This is a genomic window from Nocardia sp. NPDC046473, assembly GCF_040645995.1.
Classification (GTDB): Bacteria; Actinomycetota; Actinomycetes; order Mycobacteriales; family Mycobacteriaceae; genus Nocardia.
This window is the reverse complement of the sequence record NZ_JBEYZJ010000006.1, coordinates 331,865-355,694: the sequence shown is the minus strand read 5'-3', so window position 1 is coordinate 355,694 and position 23,830 is coordinate 331,865. Positions and strand designations below refer to the sequence as shown.

23 protein-coding genes are annotated in these 23,830 nt (G+C 67.3%); 10 read left to right on the top strand and 13 right to left on the bottom strand.

Annotation, left to right across the window (positions count from 1 at the left end):
* Positions 1-75: 75 nt before the first annotated feature.
* Together ABZ942_RS23140 and ABZ942_RS23135 are read left to right on the top strand one after the other, a co-directional pair.
* On the top strand, positions 76-2,133 hold the full coding sequence (locus ABZ942_RS23140; protein ID WP_357385183.1) for a prolyl oligopeptidase family serine peptidase: 2,058 nt from the start codon (positions 76-78) through the stop codon (positions 2,131-2,133).
* A 77-nt stretch (positions 2,134-2,210) separates the two neighbouring features.
* A complete protein-coding gene (locus ABZ942_RS23135; protein WP_357385181.1) occupies positions 2,211-2,867 on the top strand; it encodes a TetR/AcrR family transcriptional regulator C-terminal domain-containing protein in 657 nt (218 codons plus the stop codon).
* On the opposite strand, the gene ABZ942_RS23130 is transcribed toward ABZ942_RS23135, so the two are convergent.
* From ABZ942_RS23130 to ABZ942_RS23120, 3 genes are all read right to left on the bottom strand, one after another.
* Positions 2,864-3,724: an alpha/beta fold hydrolase gene (locus ABZ942_RS23130; protein ID WP_357385179.1), complete on the bottom strand. Its 861-nt coding sequence runs from the start codon at positions 3,722-3,724 to the stop codon at positions 2,864-2,866. The genes ABZ942_RS23135 and ABZ942_RS23130 overlap by 4 nt on opposite strands.
* A 50-nt stretch (positions 3,725-3,774) precedes the next feature.
* Positions 3,775-4,407 carry a TetR/AcrR family transcriptional regulator gene (locus ABZ942_RS23125; RefSeq protein WP_357385177.1) on the bottom strand — a complete coding sequence of 211 codons (633 nt, stop codon included), beginning with the start codon at positions 4,405-4,407 and terminating at the stop codon, positions 3,775-3,777.
* Between the two features lie 683 nt (positions 4,408-5,090).
* A complete protein-coding gene (locus ABZ942_RS23120; RefSeq protein WP_357385175.1) occupies positions 5,091-5,555 on the bottom strand; it encodes a MarR family transcriptional regulator in 465 nt (154 codons plus the stop codon).
* Positions 5,556-5,673: 118 nt separating this feature from the next.
* Between ABZ942_RS23120 and ABZ942_RS23115 the strand changes: the two genes are divergently transcribed.
* Positions 5,674-6,702, top strand: coding sequence for a superoxide dismutase (locus ABZ942_RS23115; protein WP_357385173.1), 1,029 nt, complete (start codon positions 5,674-5,676; stop codon positions 6,700-6,702).
* Positions 6,703-6,796: 94 nt separating this feature from the next.
* On the opposite strand, the gene groL is transcribed toward ABZ942_RS23115, so the two are convergent.
* Positions 6,797-8,422: a chaperonin GroEL gene (groL, locus tag ABZ942_RS23110; RefSeq protein ID WP_357385171.1), complete on the bottom strand. Its 1,626-nt coding sequence runs from the start codon at positions 8,420-8,422 to the stop codon at positions 6,797-6,799.
* 212 nt (positions 8,423-8,634) lie between these two features.
* Complete coding sequence (locus ABZ942_RS23105) at positions 8,635-8,928, bottom strand: hypothetical protein (protein ID WP_357385170.1); 294 nt, start codon at positions 8,926-8,928, stop codon at positions 8,635-8,637.
* A gap of 89 nt (positions 8,929-9,017) precedes the next feature.
* Between ABZ942_RS23105 and ABZ942_RS23100 the strand changes: the two genes are divergently transcribed.
* Both ABZ942_RS23100 and ABZ942_RS23095 read left to right on the top strand, forming a co-directional pair.
* A complete protein-coding gene (locus ABZ942_RS23100; protein ID WP_357385168.1) occupies positions 9,018-11,075 on the top strand; it encodes an NAD(+) synthase in 2,058 nt (685 codons plus the stop codon).
* 127 nt (positions 11,076-11,202) lie between these two features.
* Positions 11,203-11,877: a suppressor of fused domain protein gene (locus ABZ942_RS23095; RefSeq protein ID WP_357385166.1), complete on the top strand. Its 675-nt coding sequence runs from the start codon at positions 11,203-11,205 to the stop codon at positions 11,875-11,877.
* A 166-nt stretch (positions 11,878-12,043) separates the two neighbouring features.
* Here the strand turns inward: ABZ942_RS23095 and ABZ942_RS23090 are convergent, their stop codons facing one another.
* The 6 genes from ABZ942_RS23090 to ABZ942_RS23065 all read right to left on the bottom strand — a co-directional run bounded on the left by ABZ942_RS23090 (position 12,044) and on the right by ABZ942_RS23065 (position 17,224).
* Entirely contained in the window at positions 12,044-12,772 is a 729-nt protein-coding gene (locus tag ABZ942_RS23090; RefSeq protein ID WP_357385164.1) for a Clp protease N-terminal domain-containing protein, read from the bottom strand.
* Between the two features lie 111 nt (positions 12,773-12,883).
* Positions 12,884-13,972: an FAD-dependent oxidoreductase gene (locus ABZ942_RS23085; protein WP_357385162.1), complete on the bottom strand. Its 1,089-nt coding sequence runs from the start codon at positions 13,970-13,972 to the stop codon at positions 12,884-12,886.
* A gap of 98 nt (positions 13,973-14,070) precedes the next feature.
* The gene (locus tag ABZ942_RS23080) at positions 14,071-15,150 is read right to left on the bottom strand and encodes an RNA polymerase sigma-70 factor (RefSeq protein ID WP_357385160.1); all 1,080 of its coding nucleotides are present in this window, start codon (positions 15,148-15,150) and stop codon (positions 14,071-14,073) included.
* A 62-nt stretch (positions 15,151-15,212) separates the two neighbouring features.
* Positions 15,213-16,115, bottom strand: coding sequence for a phosphatidylcholine/phosphatidylserine synthase (locus ABZ942_RS23075; RefSeq protein WP_357385873.1), 903 nt, complete (start codon positions 16,113-16,115; stop codon positions 15,213-15,215).
* Entirely contained in the window at positions 16,115-16,849 is a 735-nt protein-coding gene (locus ABZ942_RS23070; protein WP_357385158.1) for a phosphatidylserine decarboxylase, read from the bottom strand. The genes ABZ942_RS23075 and ABZ942_RS23070 overlap by 1 nt, the downstream gene beginning before the upstream one ends.
* Before the next feature lie 102 nt (positions 16,850-16,951).
* A complete protein-coding gene (locus tag ABZ942_RS23065; RefSeq protein WP_357385871.1) occupies positions 16,952-17,224 on the bottom strand; it encodes a GlsB/YeaQ/YmgE family stress response membrane protein in 273 nt (90 codons plus the stop codon).
* Between the two features lie 261 nt (positions 17,225-17,485).
* Between ABZ942_RS23065 and ABZ942_RS23060 the strand changes: the two genes are divergently transcribed.
* On the top strand, positions 17,486-18,523 hold the full coding sequence (locus tag ABZ942_RS23060; RefSeq protein WP_357385157.1) for a beta-ketoacyl-ACP synthase III: 1,038 nt from the start codon (positions 17,486-17,488) through the stop codon (positions 18,521-18,523).
* A 111-nt stretch (positions 18,524-18,634) separates the two neighbouring features.
* Here ABZ942_RS23060 and ABZ942_RS23055 read toward each other — a convergent pair whose 3' ends face one another.
* A complete protein-coding gene (locus tag ABZ942_RS23055) occupies positions 18,635-19,342 on the bottom strand; it encodes an SIMPL domain-containing protein (protein WP_357385155.1) in 708 nt (235 codons plus the stop codon).
* Positions 19,343-19,391: 49 nt separating this feature from the next.
* Positions 19,392-19,847, bottom strand: coding sequence for an SRPBCC family protein (locus ABZ942_RS23050; RefSeq protein ID WP_357385869.1), 456 nt, complete (start codon positions 19,845-19,847; stop codon positions 19,392-19,394).
* A 206-nt stretch (positions 19,848-20,053) separates the two neighbouring features.
* Here ABZ942_RS23050 and ABZ942_RS23045 point away from each other — a divergent pair, with 206 nt between their 5' ends.
* From ABZ942_RS23045 to ABZ942_RS23030, 4 genes are all read left to right on the top strand, one after another.
* Positions 20,054-20,218: a hypothetical protein gene (locus ABZ942_RS23045; RefSeq protein ID WP_357385153.1), complete on the top strand. Its 165-nt coding sequence runs from the start codon at positions 20,054-20,056 to the stop codon at positions 20,216-20,218.
* A gap of 65 nt (positions 20,219-20,283) precedes the next feature.
* Positions 20,284-21,951 (top strand): FAD-dependent oxidoreductase, encoded by a 1,668-nt coding sequence (locus ABZ942_RS23040; protein WP_357385151.1) that lies wholly within the window; start codon positions 20,284-20,286, stop codon positions 21,949-21,951.
* Positions 21,952-21,966: 15 nt separating this feature from the next.
* Positions 21,967-23,478, top strand: coding sequence for an ATP-binding protein (locus tag ABZ942_RS23035; RefSeq protein ID WP_357385149.1), 1,512 nt, complete (start codon positions 21,967-21,969; stop codon positions 23,476-23,478).
* Entirely contained in the window at positions 23,475-23,828 is a 354-nt protein-coding gene (locus tag ABZ942_RS23030; protein WP_357385147.1) for a UBP-type zinc finger domain-containing protein, read from the top strand. The genes ABZ942_RS23035 and ABZ942_RS23030 overlap by 4 nt, the downstream gene beginning before the upstream one ends.
* The last annotated feature ends 2 nt before the right edge of the window (positions 23,829-23,830 follow it).

Sequence of the window (23,830 nt, the reverse complement as noted above, 5' to 3'; positions counted from 1 at the left end):
CCCTATTCGCTGAGGGCGTAGCACGTTCTAGCGACCCCGGCGCCCGGATTTGCGCTGGTCGGCAACAATGAGGGGATGAGTGGCGTTGAGCAGAATGTGACTGACCCCTACCTCTGGCTCGAAGAAGTAACCGATGAGCGGGCCCTGGACTGGGCGCGTGCGCACAACAGCGTGGTCGTCGAGCGATTCGCCTCCTCCGACCGGTTCAGCGAGCTCGAACACCGCATTCTGGACATGCTCGACACCGATACCAAGATCGCCTACCCAGGCCGGCGCGGCAGCTGGCTCTACAACTTCTGGCGCGATGCCGAGCATCCGCGCGGGCTGTGGCGGCGCACCACGTTCGCCGAGTACGCCAAGGAGTCGCCCGACTGGGACGTGCTGATCGACCTGGACGCGCTGGCCACCGCCGAGGACGAGAACTGGGTGTGGGGCGGCGCCGGGGTGCTGCGACCGGAGCAGTCGCGCGCGCTGATCAGCCTGTCGCGCGGCGGCGCGGACGCCAAGGTGGTGCGCGAGTTCGACATGGCGACACGGGAATTCATCGATCCGGCGGACGGCGGCTTCTTCCTGCCCGAGGCGAAATCCGAGATGCGCTGGATCGACATCGATTCGGTGTACATCGGCACGGACTTCGGGCCGGGCTCGCTGACCGACTCCGGCTACCCGCGCATCGCCAAGCGCTGGCAGCGCGGCACCGAACTGGCCGAGGCGGTCACCGTTTTCGAGGGCGAGGCCGGTGACGTCGCGGTCTCCGCGGGCTACGACCGGACCCCCGGCTACGAGCGGCACTACATCGGCCGCGCCACCGACTTCTTCAACGAAGACGTGTACCTGCTCGAAAACGACGGCACGCTACGGCATCTGGACACACCCACCGATGCCAGCGAGTCCTGGTACAAGGATTGGCTGCTGGTCCGGCTGAAGTCGCCGTGGGAGGTCGGCGCCAACGCCTACCCGGCGGGCGCGCTGCTGGCCATGAACTTCGACAAGTTCCTCTCCGGCGCACGGGATTTCGAGGTGATCTTCACCCCTGACGCGCACACCTCGCTACACGGCTACGGCTGGACCGAAAACTACCTGGTGCTGATCACCCTCGAGGATGTGCAGACCAAGCTCTATGTGGTGACGCCGGGCGCGGACGGCTGGCGCAGGGAGTCGCTGGCCGACACCCCGCCGATGGCGACCACCAGCGTGCTGAACCTCGACCCGCTCGAGGGCGGCGACGAATTCATGCTCACCACAAGCGGATTCACCACACCCGCCACGCTGCTGGCCAGCTCGGTCGGCGGCGACACCGAGCAGCTCAAGCAGGAGCCCGGCTTCTTCGACGCGGACGGCATCGAGACCGAGCAGTTCTTCGCCACCTCGGACGACGGAACGCAGGTGCCGTACTTCGTGATTCGCCATCGCGACCGCAAGGGCACCCCTGGCCCGACGGTGATGTCCGGCTACGGCGGCTTCGAGGTCTCGCGCACGCCCGCCTACAGCGGCGCGTCCGGAATGGGCTGGCTGGAACGCGGCGGCACCTGGGTGATGACCAACATCCGCGGCGGCGGCGAATACGGCCCGCAGTGGCACACCTCGGTGCAGAAGGCCAACCGGCACAAGGTGTACGAGGACTTCTCGGCGATCGCGAAAGACCTTGTCGCACGCGGCATCACCACCGCCGATCAGCTCGGCGCGGTGGGCGGCAGCAACGGAGGACTGCTCATGGGCGTGATGCTGACCCGCTACCCGGAGCTGTTCGGCGCGATCGTCTGCCAGGTGCCCCTGCTGGACATGAAGCGCTACCACCTGCTGCTCGCGGGCGCCTCGTGGATCGCCGAATACGGCGACCCGGACAAGCCGGAAGAGTGGGCGTACCTCAGCAAGTACTCGCCGTATCAGAACGCCAAGGCCGACGTGGCCTACCCGCCGATCCTGCTCACCACCTCCACCCGCGACGACCGCGTGCATCCCGGTCACGCCCGCAAGATGGCCGCGCTGCTGGAGGAGCAGGGCCACGAGTTCTGGTACCACGAGAACATCGAGGGCGGCCACGGCGGCGCGGCGGACAACAAGCAGTCGGCGTTCCAGGCGGGCCTGATCTACGAGTTCTTCACCCAGATGCTCATCGAGCGGCGCGGATAACCGCTGGTACGAGGCCCAGGCACCTACGATGTAGATATTATCTACATCGTAGACCTGGGCTCGGGAGGAGAGCAGTCGTGGATTCCGACAACGTCGTCGAGGCGAGTCGCAAGCGGCGCGCCCGCACCCGGCGGGCGAGTCCGGCGCCGACGACGCGCACCACGTTGAACCGCGACTATATCGCCGCGGTGGCGCTGACCCTGATAGATCGGACCGGTGTCGACGGATTTTCGATGCGCAAACTCGGCACCGCGCTCGGCGCCGATCCGATGGCCGCCTACCGGCACTTCACCGATCAGCAGGAGCTGTTCGACGGCATCGCCGACGCGATGTTCGCCGAGCTGGATATGGAATCCCTACCGTGGCAGGAACCTTGGCGCGACCTGATGCGCGCCTACGCGCACCGACTGCGTTCCACGCTGCGGCGGCATCCGAACGCGGTGCCGGTCTTCGCGACTCGTCCGGTGCGCAGCGAACTGGCGATCGAAACCGGCAGCTGGATGGTGGAACACCTGCAGGGTCACGGGTTTTCGGCGACGGTCGCGCTGCAGCTGACCCGCTGCCTGCGCGAGTACGCGATCGGCCACATCCTCAGCCACGCCATCGCCGCGGTCGCCGCACAGCGCACCGACGAACCGGAACAGGGTACGGACACCGACCATTTCGACGTCGGGCTGGACGCCATGCTCGACGGCTTCAGCCGCCACCTCGAACCCGGTCGCCGACACATCTAACGGTCGCGCAGCCACTTCTCGATCTGGTCGATGGTGGTGCTGTACTCGCGGATCCAGCCGTTGTGCCCCAACGGTTCCGGCTGATGCCAGGTGGTCACGTCGGCGTTGGGCAGCTTCGCCAACAGGTGTTCGGCGGAGCCGGGCGGGGTGAGGTCGTCGTCGGTCATCGTGATGGACAGCACCGGGAGCTTCAGGCGGGCGATGCGCTCCTCGTAATCGATGTCCGCACCGACCGGCTGGAACCGGCCGGTGCGGGCCAGCCGCGCCCAATCCGCGATCAGCACCTTGGACTGGCGGCCGAAGCCGCCCGCCGGGATCCGGTCGCCGGGCCAGAAGCCGGCCAGGCTGGCGGTGAGCGAGGCGGCCGCCGTGCCGACGAGGATGCCGGGGCTCGAAAGTCCCGGATAGCCACGGTAATACGGCGTTCCGGAGGCGATCAGGATCAGCCCGCCGAGCCTGCCGCGAATCCGCGAGGCGTACATGACGGCGAACTGACCGCCCATGCTGTGCCCGAGCAGGTACGGCGTGCTGGCCGGGAACCGGTCGCGCACCACCGAGAAGATCGCCGGAAAGTCGACCGAGACCAGCTCGTGGTAGCCGTAGGTGCTGGCGGCGCTCGGCTTCGGCCTGCTGTCGCCGTTGCCGCGCAGCTCACCGATCGCCACGTCGAACCCGCGCGCCGCCAGCTTCCCGGCGAAGCCCTCGTAGTACCCGGCGGGCACGCCGAGACCGGGTGCGATCACCAGCACCGGGCGCGGCGCGTCCGGTGTGACCGGATGCCGGTGCGCGCCGCTGGCCGGGATCAGTCGCACCGGAACCGTGCTGCCGTCCGGCATTTGGATCGGAACCGTCTCCATCCTGGGCACGCTACCGGTCCCGCGAGCGCCGCGCCTCGACCGATCGACGGTTACGCGCCGACCGCTCCCATGATCACCCGGCTCAGCACCCTGATCACGTCGTCGAGCGGTGGCCGCGGATCCGAGCCGCTCCACGAGTCCACCACGTAGTTGACCGCGCCGATGATCGCGAGCACCCGCATCTCGTAGTCGCCGGTCGGGATCTCGCCGTGCATGGCCGCGTCCTCCGCGGCGCCCGCCAGCAGCGAGCCCCAGACCCGGCGCAGCTCGAGCCGGAACTTCTCCACCTTCGGCCCTGCCCCGACCACCTCGACCAGCGCGACGCGCGCCTTGCGCGGGTCCGACCCGATGGACTCGACGTAGGCGCGAGTGGACGCGTCGATGATCTCGAGCGCGCTCGCGTCGGCCTTGCTTTCCAATGACTTGGCGACCGCGTCGCGCGACTCGCGATCGATCTGTTCGTAGAGCTCTAGTAGTAGGGACTCGCGTCCGGTGAACTCCTCGTAGAACTGTCGTGAGGAGAGTCCGGCGTCCTTACAGATGGCGCCGACCGAACTATTGGCGTAGCCGTCGCGCGCGAAGACCGTCAGGCCCGATTCCAGAAAACGCGCACGCCGCTGACGTTGCCGGTCCTCGACGGGTTGCCCGGCATACATTCGACCCGTATTCGCATCCTGTGACATTGGGCCAGACAATACAGAAGCCCAAGAAGCGCCTGACATGGATCGGGCCCTTGGTATCAACCCGCAACTGACCAGCCGTTAGCCGAAAGTTGGCAGAGTTGTTGCCAACTCATCGTTCGCGTTCTCAGCAGTTTGCGCACTGCGCCGACGGCAGGTGCACACGCACGCTCGATAGCGCTGCGGGACATCGATAGTTGCGATAAGCATCGACTAAATCCATTGTCACTGACTGTTTGCCAAAACAGACCATACCGATAGACGGAGATGTACGTGCGCGATTTTGACGGGAATTCATAGAATGAATTCTCAACCGAACTGGACCGCTGGTTATGCCTGATTCGTCCTGTCCGCCAACGGCGTTCGAGGCGTACCGGTAGTACCGAATAGTGCGTCGAATAGACGACATAGGCGTACCCCCGCCTTCGCCCGGCTAACCACTGCTGACCACGGAGTTCATCGAGCCGCGCTATTGGAGTGAGCCGCATGCCGATTGCGCGAGCTGCGCGCTCGGCACCACAGTGGACGGTGGCGCAGCGCGGGCGTTCACGGGGAGCACCCCTCGAAGACCCACCGATATGGCGGCCTTCGGCGACGGCAGCCAGTAGATCGAAATGACCACCGCGACAGGGCTTCTCGGGTCCGTCCCGCACCCTTGACGGCGCCCTGCTCCTGAGACTTTCGGCCTATTTCTTTGGGGCCGTAGCGGTTTCGGGCCGAACCGAGTCGAAGAGATCCGCGCAGCGCGCCAGCAGTTCCTGCAGGGTCGCGCGTTCGGCATCGGTGAATCCGGCCGCCACCGCGCGCTCCACTCGGACCGCGCGGGCGTCGGCGTCCTTCATCACGGCGGCGCCCGCTTCGGTGAGGCGGGTTTCCAGGATGTTCTTGTGCCAGGCGTGCGGGGTGCGTTCGATGAGGCCGCGGTCCTGCAGGTTGGTCAGCACGGTGTTCATCGTCGGCGGGGTCACGCCACAGAGACGAGCCAGGGCGGCGGCCGAGATGCCCGGGTTCTCGCCGAGGAAGAGCAGGGCGGAGTACTGCGGGACGGTGACGCCCGCAGGCTTCAGCGCGGCGTTCTTCGCCGTTTGCAGCGCCTGCTCGGCGCGCTTCACGTACGAGCCGAGGCGCTCGGAGGAGTGCAGGGACGTCATCTCCGCATGGTATCTGCCCGACCCTTCATAAGACTCTTGACTGATGTTAGAACTCTAATCTATCTTCGTATTCATTCTTAGATGTGAGTACGTCTAAGCGATAGACCTGATGAGAGGCATGACCATGTCCCACGCAACGCGCCGCCGCATGGCGACCTTCGCCATCGCGGTGGCCTGCACCGCCGTCGCGGCCTGTGGCAGCACCGAGAACGCGGCACAGCCCGCCCCCGCCGCGCAGTCGGTGCGCATCACCACCGCCTATGACCTGCCGGGCGACCACGTCTATCCGGAAGGCATCGCCGCCGATCCGCGCAACGGCGACACCTACGTCGGCTCGTTCGCCACCGGGGCCGTCTACCGCACCACCCCCGGCGCCAAGCAGGCCGAGACCTTCCTGCCGGCCGGCGCAGACGGTCGCAAGACCGCCAACGGACTGAAGGTCGATCCGGCGGGACGGCTCTGGGTGACCGACTCCACCGCCGGAGTTGCCGTGTACGACATCGCAACTCGCGCACTGATCGCCCGCTTCGACGCGCCGGGCGCGGCGGCGCGCTTCGTCAACGACCTGGCCATCACCCCGGACGGCACCGCGTATCTGACCGACACCACGCGCAGCGTCGTCTACCGCGTCACCGCCGCTGACGTGGCGGCCGCCGCGGCGCACGGCGGACGTGCCGATATGACAACACAATTCGACCTGAGCACGATCGTCGCGCCGCACGCGCCGGACGTCTTCACCCTGAACGGCATCGTTGCCGACGCCGGCGGCCACTACCTGCTGGTCGTCGACATGAACGTCGGCGAGCTGTACCGCATCGCCCTCGCCCCGAACACCGCGGACCCGATCCGCAAGGTCGCCCTGCACGGCGGCGACCTGATCCACGGCGACGGACTGGAACTGCGCGACAACACCCTCTGGGCGGTACAGAACACCGACAACGCCCTCGCCCGCTGGACCATCACCGACGACGGCGCCGCGGCGACGCTGGACCAGCGCATCACCGACGAATCCCTGGGCCTGCCAACCACATTGGTCCGCGTCAACAACCAAACCCTGGTCGTCGCTTCACAATTCGACAAGGGCGGCCCGATGGGGCCGGGCACCCCGAAGGAGCCCTTCACCATCCTGTCCGTCGACGGCCTCTGATCGAAGGATGGCAGGGCCTCCGAAATGCCGAAAGCCGGCCCACCCGAGGGTGGACCGGCTTTCGGTTTCTACGAGTGTTGCCGGGTGGCTGGACTCAGAAGTCCATGCCGCCCATGCCACCGGTCGGGTCGCCGGCAGGTGCGGCGGACTTCTCCGGCTTGTCGGCGACGACGGCCTCGGTGGTGAGGAACAGTGCCGCGATGGACGCCGCGTTCTGCAGCGCGGAGCGGGTGACCTTCACCGGGTCGGCGACACCGGCGGCAAGCAGGTCCTCGTACACGCCGGAATCGGCGTTGAGGCCGTGGCCGGCCGGCAGGTTGGAGACCTTCTCGGCGACAACGCCCGGCTCGAGGCCTGCGTTGAAGGCGATCTGCTTCAGCGGCGCGGACAGCGCGACACGCACGATGTTCGCGCCCGTCGCCTCGTCACCGGTGAGCTTCAGGTCGTCGAGCGCGGGCGCCGACTGCAGCAGGGCCACGCCGCCACCGGCGACGATGCCCTCTTCGACGGCGGCCTTGGCGTTGCGCACAGCATCTTCGATGCGGTGCTTGCGCTCCTTGAGCTCGACCTCGGTCGCGGCACCGGCCTTGATGACCGCAACACCGCCGGCCAGCTTGGCCAGACGCTCCTGCAGCTTCTCACGGTCGTAGTCCGAGTCCGAGTTCTCGATCTCGGCACGGATCTGCTGCACCCGGCCCTTGATGGCCTCCGGGTCGCCCGCGCCCTCGACGATGGTGGTCTCGTCCTTGGTGATGACGACCTTGCGCGCCTGGCCGAGCAGCTCGACGCCGGCGGTCTCCAGGGAGAGGCCGACCTCTTCGCTGATGACCTCGCCACCGGTAAGGATGGCGATGTCGGCGAGCTGCGCCTTGCGGCGGTCACCGAAGCCCGGCGCCTTGACGGCAACGGACTTGAAGGTGCCACGGATCTTGTTGACCACCAGGGTCGACAGGGCTTCGCCCTCGACGTCCTCGGCGATGATCAGCAGCGGCTTGCCGGCCTGGATGACCTTCTCCAGCAGCGGCAGCAGGTCCTTGACGGTCGAGATCTTCGAGCCGACGAGCAGGATGTACGGATCCTCGAGGACCGCTTCCTGACGCTCGGGGTCGGTGACGAAGTAGCCCGAGATGTAGCCCTTGTCGAAGCGCATGCCCTCGGTGAGCTCCAGCTGGAGCCCGAAGGTGTTGCTCTCCTCGACGGTGATGACACCTTCCTTGCCGACCTTGTCCATGGCCTCGGCGATGAGCTCGCCGATGGACGAGTCGCCCGCGGAGATACCGGCGGTAGCAGCGATCTGCTCCTTGGTATCGATCTCCTTGGCAGACTCCAGCAGGCGAGCCGTGACGGCCTCGACAGCCTTCTCGATGCCGCGCTTCAGGCCGAGGGGGTTGGCGCCGGCCGCGACGTTGCGCAGGCCTTCACGCACGAGCGCCTGGGCGAGCACGGTGGCGGTGGTGGTGCCGTCGCCAGCGACGTCGTCCGTCTTCTTGGCAACTTCCTTGACCAGCTCGGCGCCGATCTTCTCGTACGGGTCCTCCAGCTCGATCTCCTTGGCGATGGAAACACCATCGTTGGTGATCGTGGGGGCGCCCCACTTCTTCTCCAGGACAACGTTGCGACCCTTCGGCCCCAGCGTCACCTTGACCGCGTCGGCGAGGGCGTTCAGACCCCGCTCGAGACCGCGACGGGCCTCTTCGTCGTACGCAATTGTCTTGGCCATTGCGTTGAGATCCTCCACATGTATATGGGGCTGACACACAGGAACGACCGCAGGTTGGGTCGCCCTATTTACGCTGGCCAGGTGCGGTGCCCGCGACGGACGACCGAGGGTGTCGATGGAACCCGATCTCACCGTCCCGACCTGGCACTCACAGGTCGAGAGTGCCAAAGCCATTTCTAGCACTCGGGGGTGCCGAGTGCAAGGTTGGTGTTCTAGGCCCGGTCGTCCACTCGGAGCACCAACGCGACGAACGCGTCGGTCCGACGTTCCTCCGGGGACCTCGGCTCGCCACCCTCGACGGTGACCAGCTCCGCATCGTGCAACAACAACTCCGCCTCGACCCGCATGATCGCCCGAATAAATGGGGGCGCCACCTCGGGGGGAAGATCTCCGTTGACGACATAGCTGCCGTCCGGCTGTGACTCTGTGGACACATAAGAAAGCGCACGCAGCAGGTCGGCGCGCAGTTCCCCCGCGATTAGGTCGGAATCCGTTTCATCCGCCATTGCTATAGCTTAGCGGGCGAGCATCGAGGGTAGGTTCCGGAGGAGAAAATCATGATCATCTCCAGCATCCTCGTCGAAGGGGGACGGCAGTGCACGAACTGCCCTTCGAATCGCTCTACCGGCACGACTTCGCGCGGGTGGCGGTGGCCGTGCCCCGGGTGCGCGTCGCGGACCCCGCCTACAACGTCGAGCAGACGCTGCTGCTCGCCAGGCAGGCCGCGGCCGACGCGGTGGTACTGACCGTTTTCCCGGAGCTCGGGCTGTCCTGCTACACCGCCGACGACCTGTTTCACCAGGACGCGCTGGACGACGCGGTGCAGGCGGCGCTGGCACAGGTGATCGCCGCGAGCGTCGACATCGACACGGTGCTGGTGGTCGGTGCGCCGGTACGGACCCAGGGGCGGCTGTTCAACTGCGCCGTCGCGGTGTGCCACGGCGTGGTGCTCGGCGCCGTGCCGAAGAGTTACCTGCCGAACTATCGGGAGTTCTACGAGAAACGCCAGTTCGCGGCGGCGCGGGAGAACCTCGACACGCACATCACGATCGCCGGGCAGCGGGTGCCGTTCGGCGCCGATCTGCTGTTCACGGCGAGCAATCTCGACGGGTTCGTGTTCCATCTGGAGATCTGCGAAGACGGTTGGGTTCCATTGCCGCCCAGTGGTTATGCGGCGCTGGCCGGCGCAACGGTGCTGGTCAACCTGTCGGCGAGCAATATCGTCATCGGCAAGGCCGACTATCGCCGGGCACTGTGCACGTCGCATTCGGCGCGCTATCTGGCCGCCTATCTGTATTCGGCTGCGGGGCACGGGGAATCGACGACCGACCTGGCGTGGGACGGGCAGGCGCTGGTATGCGAGAACGGCGATCTGCTCGCCGAGGGCGAACGCTTCGCCGATCGGCCACAGCTGGTCACCGCCGACCTCGATCTGCGCCGGCTGGCCGCGGATCGGCTGCGCACCACCAGCTTTGCTGACAATGTGCACGACCATCGGGAGCGGCTGGCTCGGCTGCGCCGGATCGAGGTGGCGTTGCCGATTCCGGCGGGCGCGGTTGATCTTCGACGCGAAATCGAACGCTTCCCTTACGTTCCGGCCGATCCCGCGGTGCGCAACGAACGCTGCGCCGAAGTGCAGCACATTCAGGTGGAGGGGCTGAGCACCCGGCTGCGCGCCACCGGGCTGCAGCGGGTGGTCATCGGTGTTTCCGGCGGCCTGGACTCCACCCTGGCGCTGATCGTGGCGGCCAAGACGATGGACCGGCTCGGACTGCCGCGGGCAAATGTGCTGGCCTACACCATGCCCGGCTTCGCGACCAGCACTCGAACCCGCACTGACGCGCACCGGCTGATGGACGCACTCGGGGTGAGCGCGCAGGAGATCGACATCCGCCCGTCGGCCACCCAGATGCTGCGCGACCTGGGCCACCCGGCCGCCGACGGCGCGCCGCAGTACGACATCACCTACGAGAACGTGCAGGCGGGCGAGCGCACCTCGCACCTGTTCCGGCTGGCGAACCAGCACGGCGCGCTCGTCATCGGCACCGGTGACCTCAGCGAACTCGCCCTGGGCTGGTGCACTTTCGGCGTCGGCGACCACATGGCGCACTACAGCGTGAACGCGTCGGTGCCCAAGACGCTGATCAAGTATCTGATCGCCTGGTCGGTCGACACCGCGCAATTCGGGCCCGCGGCGGATGAGGTGCTGTCATCGATTCTGCGGACCGAGATCTCGCCGGAGTTGGTGCCCGACACCGATTCCGACGCGCCGAGTCAGAGTTCCGAGGCCACCGTCGGTCCCTACGAACTGCAGGACTTCCACCTCTACTACCTGCTCCGCTTCGGCTACCGTCCCAGCCGCATCGCCTATCTGGCCAGGCACGCGTGGTCGGACGCGAGTCGAGGACGCTGGCCCGACCTGATTCCCGCCGACCAGCGCAACACCTACGACCTCGCCACCATCAAACTGTGGCTCGCGGAGTTCCTGCGCCGGTTCATCCAGACCAGCCAGTTCAAACGCTCGACGCTGCCCAACGCGCCGAAAGTCGGTTCCGGCGGCTCGCTCTCGCCGCGCGGGGACTGGCGCGCGCCGAGCGACGCGTCGGCCGCAGCCTGGCTGGACGAACTCGCCCGCAACGTGCCGGAGGCCTGACCGGGCTGCCCACCAACGCAATCCGACTCGCGAGGCCCGGGTGAACCGGATCTGCGCAGCCGGACGAAGTCCGTCCGCAGCCGCGCATGGCCGGAGCGGATGCGGAGGTTCCGCATATGGTGGGTTGGTGAGTGAAGCACCCGGCTGGAATGCCATCGACGGCGCGCTACGGCCGTTGTACGGCGATATCGAACCTTTCCATTGGGCCACCGATCACCGCTGGTCGCTCGGCGGGCCCGATCCGCTCGACGGGATCAGCGCGTACTCACGCACCGAACCGGTACCGCACTGGCACTACATCAGTTACGGAATGACCGAGCTGTACGAGAAGGAGTGGGACAACCCCGACGAGTCCGGTTGGGGGTTCGAGTTCACGTTCCGGCTGGTCCGCGAGCCCACCGACACCGAGCCGCCGGTGTGGCCCGTGAACTTCCTGCAGAATCTCGCCCGCTATGTCTTCCAGTCCGGCAAGTGGTTCGAGCCGGGGCACACCATCAAGGCGAACGGGCCGATCGCCGCCGACCGGCCGAATTCCACCATCCACGCCGTCGGCTTCACCGTCGATCCAGAACTCGGCAGCATCGAAACTCCGCACGGGCGTGTGCGATTCCTGCAACTCGTCGGGCTGACCATGGTCGAGTACCGGGCGGCGCAGGGCGGAAAGACGCTCGTGTTACTGGACGAGCTGGCGCCTCGACTACCGCTGTACGTCACCGATATCGAGCGCGCGTCGTTGGTTTCCGAGCCGAAACCCCAAGCGCAGTGGCCGAGTTGGGGCGGCGGGCTGCGCGGACGCGCCTAGGTTCAGGCGGCCTGTGGCAGGTCGAGCTGGTGCTGCTCGGCCTGCCGCCCGGTCGTGCCGCATGCCCGGAGCATCCGCCGCCTACGCATCCGCGCGGCATTGACCGCACGTAATCCGTTGCGCAGGTAGCGGATCCGTCTGCGAACCGACGCCGGCCGCCCGCGGCTCACTGCTGGTCGGCGACGAACGCGGAGAGCAGTTCGACGATGTGCGCCTCGGTCTTCGCCTTGTCCATGCCGAGCCCGGTGAGCAGGCCGTTGCCGTTCTCCTGTTCGAGGAGCGCGAGCAGGATGTGTTCGGTGCCGACGTAGTTGTGGCCCAGGCGAAGTGCCTCGCGGAAGGTCAGCTCCAGGGCTTTCTTCGCGTCCGGATCGAACGGAATGAGCGGGGGCACATCGCCTTCGCCCGCGGGCAGCGCGGTGAGCGCGGCGGCGCGCACCGTGTCCAGGGTGATGCCGCTGGTGAGGATCTCTTTCGCGCCGATGCCGTTGGGTTCGGCCAGCAGGCCGAGCACCAGGTGCGGGGTTTTGATCTCCTGATGATTCGTGGTGCGCGCGGATTCCTGCGCGGCCACGATCACCGAACGGGCCCGGTCGGTGAACCTGGCGAAGCCCGCATTGGGATCCATCAGGGCGGCCTGGGCCACATCGCCGGGTCCCTTCGGCACGAAACGCTTCTGCGCCGCCTGCTTGGTGACGCCCATGCTCGAGCCGATGTCGGTCCACGAGGCGCCGGCCCGGCGGGCCTGGTCGACGAAGTGGCCGATCAGGTGATCGGCCAGTTCGCCGAGATGATTGCCGGTGACCACTGCGTCGGACAGTTGGTCGAGCACGTTGTCGGGGCGGGCTTTCTTGATGCCGTCGATCAGATCGTCGAGGCGGTATGGGATGGTCATGCCGTCAACGATAGGTTGACGATTTGCGATCGTCAACCCCGAGTTGACGATGTCGGACGCCGGTGCGGAAACGGCACCGGCGCCCGGAAAGCACCTCGGCGACACGAGAATTCAGGGTCGAGCGGCCCACCCCGCGCCGCGCACGATCCGTTCCTTCACCCAGGCCGCCGTGCGGCCGGTCAGCACGGTTCGTCCCGGCGCATCGTCGGCGTGCAGGAACTGGATGAGCCCGTCCCGGCGGCCGAGGCTCAGGCACTGCAACGCGTACCGGAACCGCAGCTGCCCCGGCTCCACGCCGCGCAGTCGCGCGGCAACGGCGTCGGCGGCGTACTTGCCGGTGGGCAGCGCGGTCGCGCAGGCCATCCGCAGTTCCCGGCCGCCGGGACCGGCGATCACCGCGCTGTCGCCTGCCGCGTAGACGTCCGGGTGCGAGATCGACCGCAACGACGGGCCGGTCAGCACCCGACCCGCGCCGTCGACCGAAAGGCCTGCTCGCGCAGCCAGATCCGGCACCGCGAAGCCTGCGGTCCACACGGTCGCGGCCGACTCGAGCAATGTGCCGTCGGCCAGCCGTACCCCACCGTCGGTCACCTCGATCACCTTGGCATCCGAACGGATCTCGACACCGAGCCGCTCGAGTACGCGGCGGATATGCGCCCGCGCCCGCGGCGACAGCCACGCACCGGGCTCCTCGGGGCTGAGCAACACAACACGCGAATCATGCTGCGATTCAGCCAGTTCCGCGGCAAGTTCGATCCCTGTCGCCCCCGCGCCGACAACAACGACGGTGCCATGCGGAGCCTCGAAGCGGTCCGCATCCTCGGGCGTCGACACCGAGTAGGCATGTGCCGCTACGCCGGGAACACCGTTCGGGTCGCCGATGCTACCCAGTGCGTATACGAGAGTGTCGTAGTCGAGAGCCGTTGCGGTGTCCAGCAATACCCGCTTGCCCTCGGTATCGATATCCGTCGCACGAGCACGCACGAAGCGGATCTTCTTGCTCGCCAACAGCTCCCGCAGATCCCATGTCGAAATCCGTTGCCCAGCCGCCTGTTGATGCAGCCGTACCCGCTCGACGAAGTGGGCGCGCGCGTCCACGACGGTGATCTCGGCGTCAGGCGCCTTGCTCGCGAGGCGGCCCGCTGCCGCCAGGCCCGCGTATCCGGCGCCGAGTACAACGATCCGATGCTGTCCGGTCATGATGTGGCTCCTTTTCGATCGGCCGACACCCTTTAGACCGAACAGCGCCACGATCCCTGACAACTACGGGCCGTGAAGCACGTCACTCTTGCGCGGAGCTACCTCGACGACCCCGCCGACCTGGCGAAATAGGCCAGCTTCGCGGGATTGACGACCAGCCGCAGCGTGGCGATCGCGCCGTCGACCAACTCCACCGCGACGACGGCCACGGGCACATCGTTGGCCCGGGCCACCGCGGCGGGCGCGCCGTTGACCTCCTCGATGAAGATCTCCATGCCGGGCACCTCCCACCGGAACAGGCCGGACAGGTACCGCGCGACCTTCGTCGCGCCGACGACCGGTCGCCGGGCCGCGTTGACCTGACCGCCGCCGTCCGCGATCGAGACGACATCGGCGCTCAGCATCTGCTCCAGCGACTCGATGTCCCCGGTGCGCGCCGCCTTCAGGAACCGCTTGATCAGCTCACCGGCGTACTCGTTCGGAATGTCGAAGCGCGCCCGGCCTTCCCGCACCCGCACCCCGGCCCGCCGATAGACCTGCTGCGAGTTGGCCTCGCTGATGGTGAGCATGTCGGCGATCTCGCGGTGCGCGTAGCCGAACGCCTCACGCAGCACGAACACGGCCCGCTCGACCGGGCTCAACCGCTCCAGCGCGGTGAGCAGCGCGAACGAAACCAGCTCGCGTTCTTCGACGGTCTCCAAAGGTCCGAGCTCACCGAGCTCGGTGGACACCGGCTCGGGCAGCCACGGCCCGACATAGGTCTCCCGGCGCGCTCGCGCCGAAACCAGCCAGGTGCGACACAGATTCACCAGCACGGTGGTCAACCAGGCCTCGGCGGATCGGATTCGGCTGCGGTCGGCGGCATCCCAGCGCAGATAGGTCTCCTGCACGGCGTCTTCGGCCTCGCCGGCCGAGCCGAGCATCCGGTAGGCGAGTGCGAACAGCCGGGGACGATGCGTCACGAATACGCCCAACCCGTCCGGCTCCACCGCTACCTTCTTCCGCGCCCACCCACCGGATATGACCGTACCGCTCGCCCGTGCGGGCAGCCGCATACGTTCGGCCCTCGCCGAATCCGCGATGCCGAGCAACCGCTTCAGGCCGAATCTCGCGGCACCGAAGCCGCCGATACCCCATCCACTGAAGCCGAAGCCACCCACTGCTGCCAGAGTGCCCATGCTCCAAGAGCATTCTCGCCCTGGCTTTTCAAGACCTTAAGAAATCCCAGTAGGAAACAGCGTCAGCGGGACAGGTCGTTGGTGTCCCGCTGCCTGCCGCCTGGCCTGCGCAAACGCAGCCGGGCGGTGGAGCCGCGGATGGCGGGGCGCCGGATCACCGGGCGACGCTGCGCCCGGCGTTGCGCGCGCCGCTCGGCGGGCTTGTGCGTCCAGGTCTCCGGGCGGGCGGCGACCCAGCGCTGCGAATGCCAGGCGAACGGGATGTGCACCAGGTACAGCGCAACCAGGATCAGCAGCAGCACGGTCGGATAGGTGACCAGCAGCGCGGCGGCCAGCGCGACGAGCACCAGCAGTCCGGCGGCCGCCTGCGGCGCCACCGATACCGACTTCATGGCCAGCGTGGGCACGGTGCTGACGGCCAAGGCCGCCGCGAGCACGGTCCACGCGGCGACTCCGTAGAAGCCGACCCACCAGCCGTCACCGAACTGCACGGACAACGCGACGGGCACCATCGCGATGAGCGCCGCCGCGGGCGCGGGCACCCCGACGAAGTATTCGCGGGACCACTCCGGCCGGGTGTCGTCGTCGAGCAGGGTGTTGAACCTGGCCAGCCGCAGCACGATGCTCACCGCGAAGAGCAGCGCGATGATCCAGCCCGCGGTCTCGGTGTGTAGCAACGTCACGTAGAGCACGAGCGCGGGCGCGACGCCGAAGGAGATGGCATCGGAGAGCGAATCCAGTTCGGCGCCGATCTTGGTGGTGGCGTCCAGCATTCGGGCCAGCCGACCGTCGAGCGTGTCGAGCACCGCCGCCGCGCCGATCATCGCCAGCGCGATATCGAGGCGATTGTCCAGGCCGAACTTCACCGCGGACAGTCCGGAGCACAGCGCCAGAATGGTCACCACGCTCGGCAGCAGCCGGATCGGGCGGCGGCGCTGTCGCTGGGTCGGAGCAGCCGCCTCCATCATGAAGCGGCGGATGAGGTGGACCCGAGCACCGCCAGGACGGTCTCGCCGCCGATAGTGCGCTGCCCCGGCTCGACGAGCAGCTCGGTGCCCGCCGGGAAATAGGTGTCCACGCGCGAGCCGAACCGGATCAAGCCGTAGGTGTCGCCGATCGTCAGCACATCGCCGACCTTCGCGTCGCACACGATGCGGCGGGCCAGCAGGCCCGCGATCTGCACCACGATCACCTGCTGTCCGGCCGGGGTGTCCAGCACCATGGTGTTGCGCTCGTTCACCGAGCTGGCCTCCGGCAGATCCGCCGAACGGAACTGGCCCGGCTGATGCAGCACCGTGCGGACGATGCCGGACACCGGCGTGCGCTGCACGTGCACATCGAGCACGGAAAGGAAGATGCTCACCCGCGGCACCGGCTGGTCGCCGAGGCCCAATTCCGCTGGCGGCGCGGCGGTATCGACGAGGGCGACCTCGCCGTCGGCCGGCGCGACAACGGCGCCGGGGCGGCTCGGCGCCACCCGATTCGGGTGGCGGAAGAACGTCGCGCACGCGGCGGCGGCCAGCAGGCCCGTCCGGCGCACCCACTTGCGCTTGCCGCCGAGGACGGCGACCGCGAGCGGTGCGGCGACGAACGGCAGCCCGGCGGGATGCAGCGGGGGAATCGCGTTGCGAACCAGGTCGGCGACGTGGCCGACTCCGGTGCGTTCAGGCGTGCCGGGCGGCGTGGGACGGCGGGCCACAGGCTCCTCTTTCGTGCTAGATGCAGTCGGATCGCGCCGTCGAGCATCAGACCGGCGCAAGCGTTCACACCTTACGGGAAAGGAGCCTGTGGCACGGTGTCGTCAGCTTCGGACTCGACGTCCTGTCACCAGACCGACCAGGAACAGCAGAATCACCGCACCGGCGATGCAGGTGAAGAAGCTGAACCAGAGGCCGCCGCCTTCGACGTCGACGCCGAGCAGCTTCAGCAGGAAGCCGCCGAGCAGACCGCCGACGACACCCACCACGATGTTCAGCAGGATGCCCTGCTGAGCGTCCGTCTTCATGATCTTGCTGGCGATCCATCCGGCCAGACCGCCGATGATGATCCACCCGATAATCCCGAGACCGAGCATGGTGTCCTCGCAATCCGCGCCTGCCGTCCGCCGAACCGTAAGGATGCAGACACATAGTTGGGGCACGCTGGACTGAGCATTCAGCATGCTAACCGGCATATACCCAGGGTTTGTGAGAATACGCACGGCGAAACGCCGATTCTCGGGCTAATATGAGGGTGCCTCATGTCTACGGCTCCGTAGGTGGTGGCTGATGAGGGATCCATTTCGAAGGTTCGGGGACAACCCGGCGGCGGTGCCGCAGGTACATAGGAGACGCACATGGCTGCTCGAATCGCCCAGACCACCGGGGCAGAGCACACGGCGATCCTCGGGCTCGGCGTATACCGCCCGGTCCGGGTCGTCACCAACGACGAGGTGGCGGGCCCGATCAACTCGAGCGACGAGTGGATCCAGACGAGGTCCGGGATCAAGACCCGGCGCTTCGCCGGTGAGTCGGAAACCGTCCAGAGCATGAGCGTCGCCGCCGCGCAGGGCGCACTGGAATCGTCGGGAATCGCGGTCGATCAGGTCGATTGCGTGATCGTCGCGACGTCCACCCACCTGCTGCTCACCCCCGCCGCCGCACCGCGGATCGCGACCGAACTCGGCATGAACGGCTCGGCCGCCTTCGACGTCTCCGCCGGTTGCGCGGGCTTCTGCCACGCGCTCGCGCTGGCCTCGGACCTGATCCGCGGCGGTACGGCCGGGCACGTGCTGGTGATCGGCGTGGAGAAGCTGACCGACACCATCAACCCGAAGGACCGCTCGACCGCGTTCCTGTTCGCCGACGGCGCGGGCGCGGTCATCGTCGGCCCGGCCGACGAGCCGGGCATCGGCCCGACGGTGTGGGGCTCGGACGGCACCCAGCATCACGCGATCCGGCAGGACAAGGACTGGGTCGAGTTCTTCCGCGAGATCGAGGAAAAGGGCACCGACGCGGTGCGCCCCTACCTGGCGATGGAGGGCACGGCGGTATTCCGTTGGGCCGCACACTCGCTGGAGAAGGTGTGCCGCGACGCCATCGACCGGGCCGGCCTGGCCACCGACGACCTGGACGCGATGATTCCGCACCAGGCCAACGGCCGGATCATCGAGATCATGGCGCGGGTGCTGAAGCTGCCGGAGAACTGCGCGCTGGCCAACGACATCGAGGAGACCGGCAACACGTCGGCCGCGTCGATCCCGCTGGCCATGGAGGCGATGCTGCGCAAGGGGCAGTCCAAGCCGGGCGACACCGCGCTGCTCATCGCGTTCGGTGCGGGGCTTTCCTATGCGGCGCAGGTGGTGACGTTGCCGAAGTACGCGATCACGGTTTAGTTCAACCAGATCCGCGCGAATTCGGTTCCGCGCCCACACAATTCAGCATCCCGCGCCCGCGCGATTCAACACCCCGCGCCCGCGCGATTCAGCACCCCGCGCCCGCGCGATTCAGCTGAGCCCCCAGGTGACCTTCACGGTGAAGGTCACCGTTTGGGTGCCCGGTTCCAGCGGCACCGACTGCGGTGCGGCGTCCCGCGCGGACATCTTGGCGCTGTCGTCGCGGCTGTTCGCCTCGGAGATGGTGATGACCTTGGTCAGCTTCACCCCGGCGAGCACCGCGTACTGCTCGGCGCGGGCCTTAGCGTCCGCGAACGCGCGGGCTCGCGCGTCGGCGAGCAGCTGCGAATTGTCGTCGATCGCGAAAGACACCGAGCGCAGCCTGGTTTCGTTGCCACCGGCCTTGATCGCGCTGTCCAGCACACCGGACGCCTTGCTCAGGTCCCGCACGACGACGCGGACCGAGTTGTTCGCGCGGTAGCCGACGACCGTGTTGCTGTCCGTGCCGCCCGCGTATTGGGGCTGGATCGAGACGTCGGTGGTGCGCACGTCCTCCTTGGTGGCACCCGCGCCGACGATGGCATCGGTCATCGCCTTGGCCCGGTCGTTCGCGCGGGAGATCGCGGCCGAGACGTTGTCGGCGGTCACCTCGACGCCGATGTCGGCATTCAGGATGTCGGGTGCGCCGCGCACCTGACCGCTGCCGACCACGGTGACTTCGCGCTCGGGTCCCGAATCGGAGCTACCACAACCGGTCACCACCGCAGTGGCCGCCGCGAGTGCGGCAACCAGCGTGGGCCAGCGCGTCATTCGTCGCATACTCGCAACCTACGCACCTGATAGGGCACCCGAGCGCGAACACGCGAACTTAGTTGTGCGCCTCGACCACGGTCTTGATCTTGCCGAGCGTCTCGTTCATACCGCGGACCAATTCCTCCTCGAACGGCAGCTCACCACCGAGCGCGGCATTGATCGACCTGCGGGAAAACCAGCTGACGCCATTGGGCACGTCGCGCCGCTCGATCAGCCGGGTGCCGTGCTCGGTCGGCTCCAGCGTGTAACTCCAGATCGAGCGATTTTCGTTGATCTTGAAGGCGAACACCTGGTTCGGCTCGTATCGAACGATGCGCGCGGTGGTCGGCCAGTATTTCTTGCCGTCGGTGTTCAGGTTGAGCACCCAGGTACCGGCCTTCGGGGCGCCGAGCGGCAGCATCCGCACGCACTGCGGGCTGAATTCGGGCATCCGCTTGAGGTTCGAGACCACCGCCCACACGCGGTCCGGCGGGGCGGCGATATCAATGACGGCTTCGAGATTCTTCGGCAACGCGGCCTCCGGGATCCATGCGAGCGAGCCGACTGGTGTCCGGCCGAGCGCGTGTGATGGGTAATGCACATTTTAATCGGGAAGACAGTTGGGTCACATTCCGCATGTTGTCCATCGATCTCGGTAATGGCCAGCGCACAATGCCGGATAGAAGAAGCAAAGACACTGCCTCCAGATATCTTCCGTCCAACGTGAGGTGATCGGCCGTGAACCTGCGCTCCCTCTTACACCGGCGACATGCCGACCATGTGCCGCTGCTGCCCGCCGACGACTCCGACGGCGGCCCGCCCGCCCGCGGCCCCGCCGCCGAGAAACTCGAGCGGTTGCTCACCCCCAACGAACTCGACCTGATCCGGCACGACATGTTGTGACCGGCTTGTCCGCCACGAGTGAAACACCGACGACACGGTTTGCACCGAGGATTCATACTCGTTAGGTGACTTCACCCGCTGCCACGAAACCGGCCATCCTGAGCGTCGACGACGATCCGGGTGTCTCCCGCGCGGTCGTGCGCGACCTGCGGCGCCGCTACGGCGCCGAATACCGGATTCTGCGCGCGGAATCGGGCGCCCAGGCGCTCGACGCACTGCGTGAGATGAAATTGCGCGGCCAGCCGGTCGCCGTCCTGATCGCCGACTACCGGATGCCGGGCATGGACGGCATCGAATTCCTGGAGCAGGCGATGGACCTGCACCCGTTCGCGCGCCGCGTGCTGCTGACCGCCTACGCCGACACCAGCGCCGCGATCAATGCGATCAACGTGGTCGACTTGGACCACTACCTGCTCAAGCCGTGGGATCCGCCGGAGGAGAAGCTGTATCCGGTGCTGGACGGCCTGCTCGACGCCTGGCGCGGCAGCGAGCACCGGCCGGTCACCGAGACCAAGGTGGTCGGCAATCGCTGGTCACCGCGCTCCTCGGAGGTGCGCGAGTTCCTGGCCCGTAATCAACTGCCCTACCGCTGGTACCTGGCCGACGAGCCGGAGGGGGCGCGGCTGCTGGAGGCGGCGGGCGCCGATCCCGAGCGCTGCCCGGTGGTGATCACCGCGGCGGGCGACACCCTGGTGCAGCCGTCGGACAACGAGCTCGCGCAGAACGTCGGGCTCACCGTCAACGCGACGGGCGACTTCTACGACCTGATCGTGGTCGGCGGCGGACCGGCCGGCCTCGGCGCCGCGGTGTACGGCGCCTCCGAGGGCCTGCGCACCGTGCTGGTCGAGCGCACCGCCACCGGCGGCCAGGCCGGGCAGAGCTCGCGCATCGAGAACTACCTCGGCTTCCCGGACGGGGTGTCCGGCGGCCAGCTGGCCGACCGGGCGCGGCGGCAGGCCGCGAAGTTCGGCGCCGAGGTGATCACCACCCGCGAGGTGGTCGCGCTGGAGGTGAACGGTTCGGCGCGCACGGTGCGCTTCGCCGACGGCGGCAAGCTCTGCGCGCACACGGTGATCATCGCGACCGGCGTCGACTACCGCAGGCACCCCGCCCGCGGCGTCGACGACTTCACCGGGCGCGGTGTGTATTACGGCTCGGCGATGACGGAGGCCTCCGAATGCGCCGACCGCGACGTCTATATCGTCGGCGGCGCGAATTCGGCGGGCCAGGCGGCGGTGTTCTTGTCGCGCAACGCGAAAACGGTGCATCTGGTGGTGCGGGCCGGCTCACTGGACAACTCGATGTCGCACTACCTGGTCCAGCAGATCGCGCAGCTGCCGAATATCAAGGTGCACACCAATACCGAGGTGATCGCCGCCGACGGCGACGAGCACCTGCAGCAGATCGTGTTGCGCAACAATGAGACCGGCAACGAGGAAAAGGCCGAGGCCGAGCGCCTGTTCCTGTTCATCGGCGCCGCACCGCAAACCGACTGGCTCGACGGCATGGTCAAGCGCGACCAGGCCGGTTATGTGCTGGCCGGGCCCGATCTGATGATCGACGGCGCGCGGCCGGCGGGCTGGGAATTGCCCCGTCCGCCACACCATTTGGAGACAAACGTGCCCGGCGTTTTCGTGGCGGGCGACGTGCACGCCGATTCGGCCAAGCGCGTCGCGTCGGCGGTCGGTGAGGGTGCGATGGCGGTCATGCTGGTGCACCGGTACCTAGCCTAAACAGGAGGCTGGCAAATGAATTCAACGGAAAACGCGGACCGCAGCAGCCGAATGGTTTGCGACCCAGCGGAATTGCGCACCCTGTTCCTGTTCGAGAAGCTCAATGACGAACAGCTGGACTGGCTGTGCCGAGACGGGCGCATCGAAACCATCGAGCCGGGCCTGGTCTTCCGCGAGGGCGAACCGGCCACCTGCTTCTACGTGCTGATGGAGGGCGAGGTCGTGTTGACCAAGCTCTCCGGCGGCACCGAGATCGAGCTGGTCCGCACCCAGCACCACGGCGCCTACTCGGGCGCCTGGATGGCTTATATCGGTGACAAGGTCGACCAGACCTACAACGGATCGCTGAAGGTGACGGTGCCGTCGCGGTTCTTCGTGCTCGACGCCACCATCTTCGCCCAGATGATGAACGAATGGTTCCCGATGGCGGTGCACCTACTCGAGGGTGTGTTCTTCGGCAACCGCAACGCCAATGCGCGGGTCGGCCAGCGCGAGCGGTTACTCGCCCTCGGCTCGCTGTCGGCGGGTCTGACCCATGAGCTGAACAATCCGGCCGCCGCCGCGGTGCGGGCCACCTCCGGCCTGCGCGAGCGGGTCGCGGGCATGCGGCACAAGCTGGCCATGATGGCCGACGGCAAGTTCGACACCGCCTCCCTCGGCGCGCTGGTGCGGCTGCAGGAAGAGGCGGCCGCCCAGGTGGCCAAGGCGCCGGAGCTGACGCCGATGGAGGCCGCCGATCGGGAGGACGTGCTCGGCGAGTGGCTCGAGGAACACAACATCGGCGACGGCTGGAGCCTCGCACCGAACTTCGTGCAGGCCGGGTTCGATGTCGACTGGCTGGAGCGGGTGTCCGCCACGCTCGAGGGCTGTACCGAAAAGGTGTTCGAGGGCGCGATCCGCTGGTTGAACTACACCATCGAGACCGAGCTGATGATGAACGAGATCGCCGACTCCACCACGCGCATCTCGTCACTGGTCAATGCGGCCAAACAGTATTCGCAGATGGACCGGGCGCCGTTCCAGGTGGTCGACATCCACGATCTGCTCGACAGCACACTGGTGATGCTCAGCCGCAAGATCGGCGACGGAGTCGAGGTGGTCAAGGAGTACGACCGCTCGCTGCCCCAGGTGCCTTGCTACGCAGCGGAATTGAACCAGGTGTGGACCAACCTGATCGACAACGCGGTGTACGCGATGGGCGGCCAGGGCACCCTTTCGGTCCGCACCAGGCACGAAAACGATTGCGCCGTAATCGAAATCGGCGATACCGGCCCCGGCATTCCGGAGGACGTGCGCAGCCGCATCTTCGAGCCGTTCTTCACCACCAAGCCGATGGGCGAGGGCACCGGTCTCGGCCTGGACATCTCCTTCCGGATCGTGGTGAACAAGCACGACGGCGACATCCAGGTCGATTCCGAGCCGGGCAACACCAGATTCACCGTCTGGCTGCCGCTGAACCGCACGCCCGACGATCTGGCGGAGCAGAATCAGCCCGAACCGGAAACCACTTCAGGAGGTCAACGATGACGCAGGAGCTCGAGGGCATCGACACCGCGGTGCCGCCAAGCGGTGCGGGCTGCGTGGAATGCGATGCCGCGCAAGGCTGGTGGGTACATCTGCGCCGCTGCGCGCAGTGCGGCCACATCGGCTGTTGCGATACCTCGCCCGCCCAGCACGCCAGCCTGCACGCGAAAGAGACCGGCCACCCGTTCATTCAGAGCTTCGAGCCGGGCGAGGATTGGTACTACAACTTCACGACCGAGGAAATGTACGGCGACGGACCGGAACTCACGCCGCCGACCAGCCATCCGGCCGACCAGGGCGCGCCAGGCCCGCGCGGCCGGGTGCCCGCGGACTGGCAGGCACACATCCACTGAAA

Coding starts and splice junctions, on each gene's coding strand:
- ABZ942_RS23140 (WP_357385183.1), top strand. CDS start 76: ATGAGTGGCGTTGAGCAGAATGTGACTGACCCCTACCTCTGGCTCGAA.
- ABZ942_RS23130 (WP_357385179.1), bottom strand. CDS start 3,724: ATGGAGACGGTTCCGATCCAAATGCCGGACGGCAGCACGGTTCCGGTG.
- ABZ942_RS23125 (WP_357385177.1), bottom strand. CDS start 4,407: ATGTCACAGGATGCGAATACGGGTCGAATGTATGCCGGGCAACCCGTC.
- ABZ942_RS23120 (WP_357385175.1), bottom strand. CDS start 5,555: ATGACGTCCCTGCACTCCTCCGAGCGCCTCGGCTCGTACGTGAAGCGC.
- ABZ942_RS23115 (WP_357385173.1), top strand. CDS start 5,674: ATGACCATGTCCCACGCAACGCGCCGCCGCATGGCGACCTTCGCCATC.
- groL (WP_357385171.1), bottom strand. CDS start 8,422: ATGGCCAAGACAATTGCGTACGACGAAGAGGCCCGTCGCGGTCTCGAG.
- ABZ942_RS23105 (WP_357385170.1), bottom strand. CDS start 8,928: ATGGCGGATGAAACGGATTCCGACCTAATCGCGGGGGAACTGCGCGCC.
- ABZ942_RS23090 (WP_357385164.1), bottom strand. CDS start 12,772: ATGACCATCCCATACCGCCTCGACGATCTGATCGACGGCATCAAGAAA.
- ABZ942_RS23085 (WP_357385162.1), bottom strand. CDS start 13,972: ATGACCGGACAGCATCGGATCGTTGTACTCGGCGCCGGATACGCGGGC.
- ABZ942_RS23080 (WP_357385160.1), bottom strand. CDS start 15,150: ATGGGCACTCTGGCAGCAGTGGGTGGCTTCGGCTTCAGTGGATGGGGT.
- ABZ942_RS23075 (WP_357385873.1), bottom strand. CDS start 16,115: ATGGAGGCGGCTGCTCCGACCCAGCGACAGCGCCGCCGCCCGATCCGG.
- ABZ942_RS23065 (WP_357385871.1), bottom strand. CDS start 17,224: ATGCTCGGTCTCGGGATTATCGGGTGGATCATCATCGGCGGTCTGGCC.
- ABZ942_RS23060 (WP_357385157.1), top strand. CDS start 17,486: ATGGCTGCTCGAATCGCCCAGACCACCGGGGCAGAGCACACGGCGATC.
- ABZ942_RS23055 (WP_357385155.1), bottom strand. CDS start 19,342: ATGCGACGAATGACGCGCTGGCCCACGCTGGTTGCCGCACTCGCGGCG.
- ABZ942_RS23035 (WP_357385149.1), top strand. CDS start 21,967: ATGAATTCAACGGAAAACGCGGACCGCAGCAGCCGAATGGTTTGCGAC.
- ABZ942_RS23030 (WP_357385147.1), top strand. CDS start 23,475: ATGACGCAGGAGCTCGAGGGCATCGACACCGCGGTGCCGCCAAGCGGT.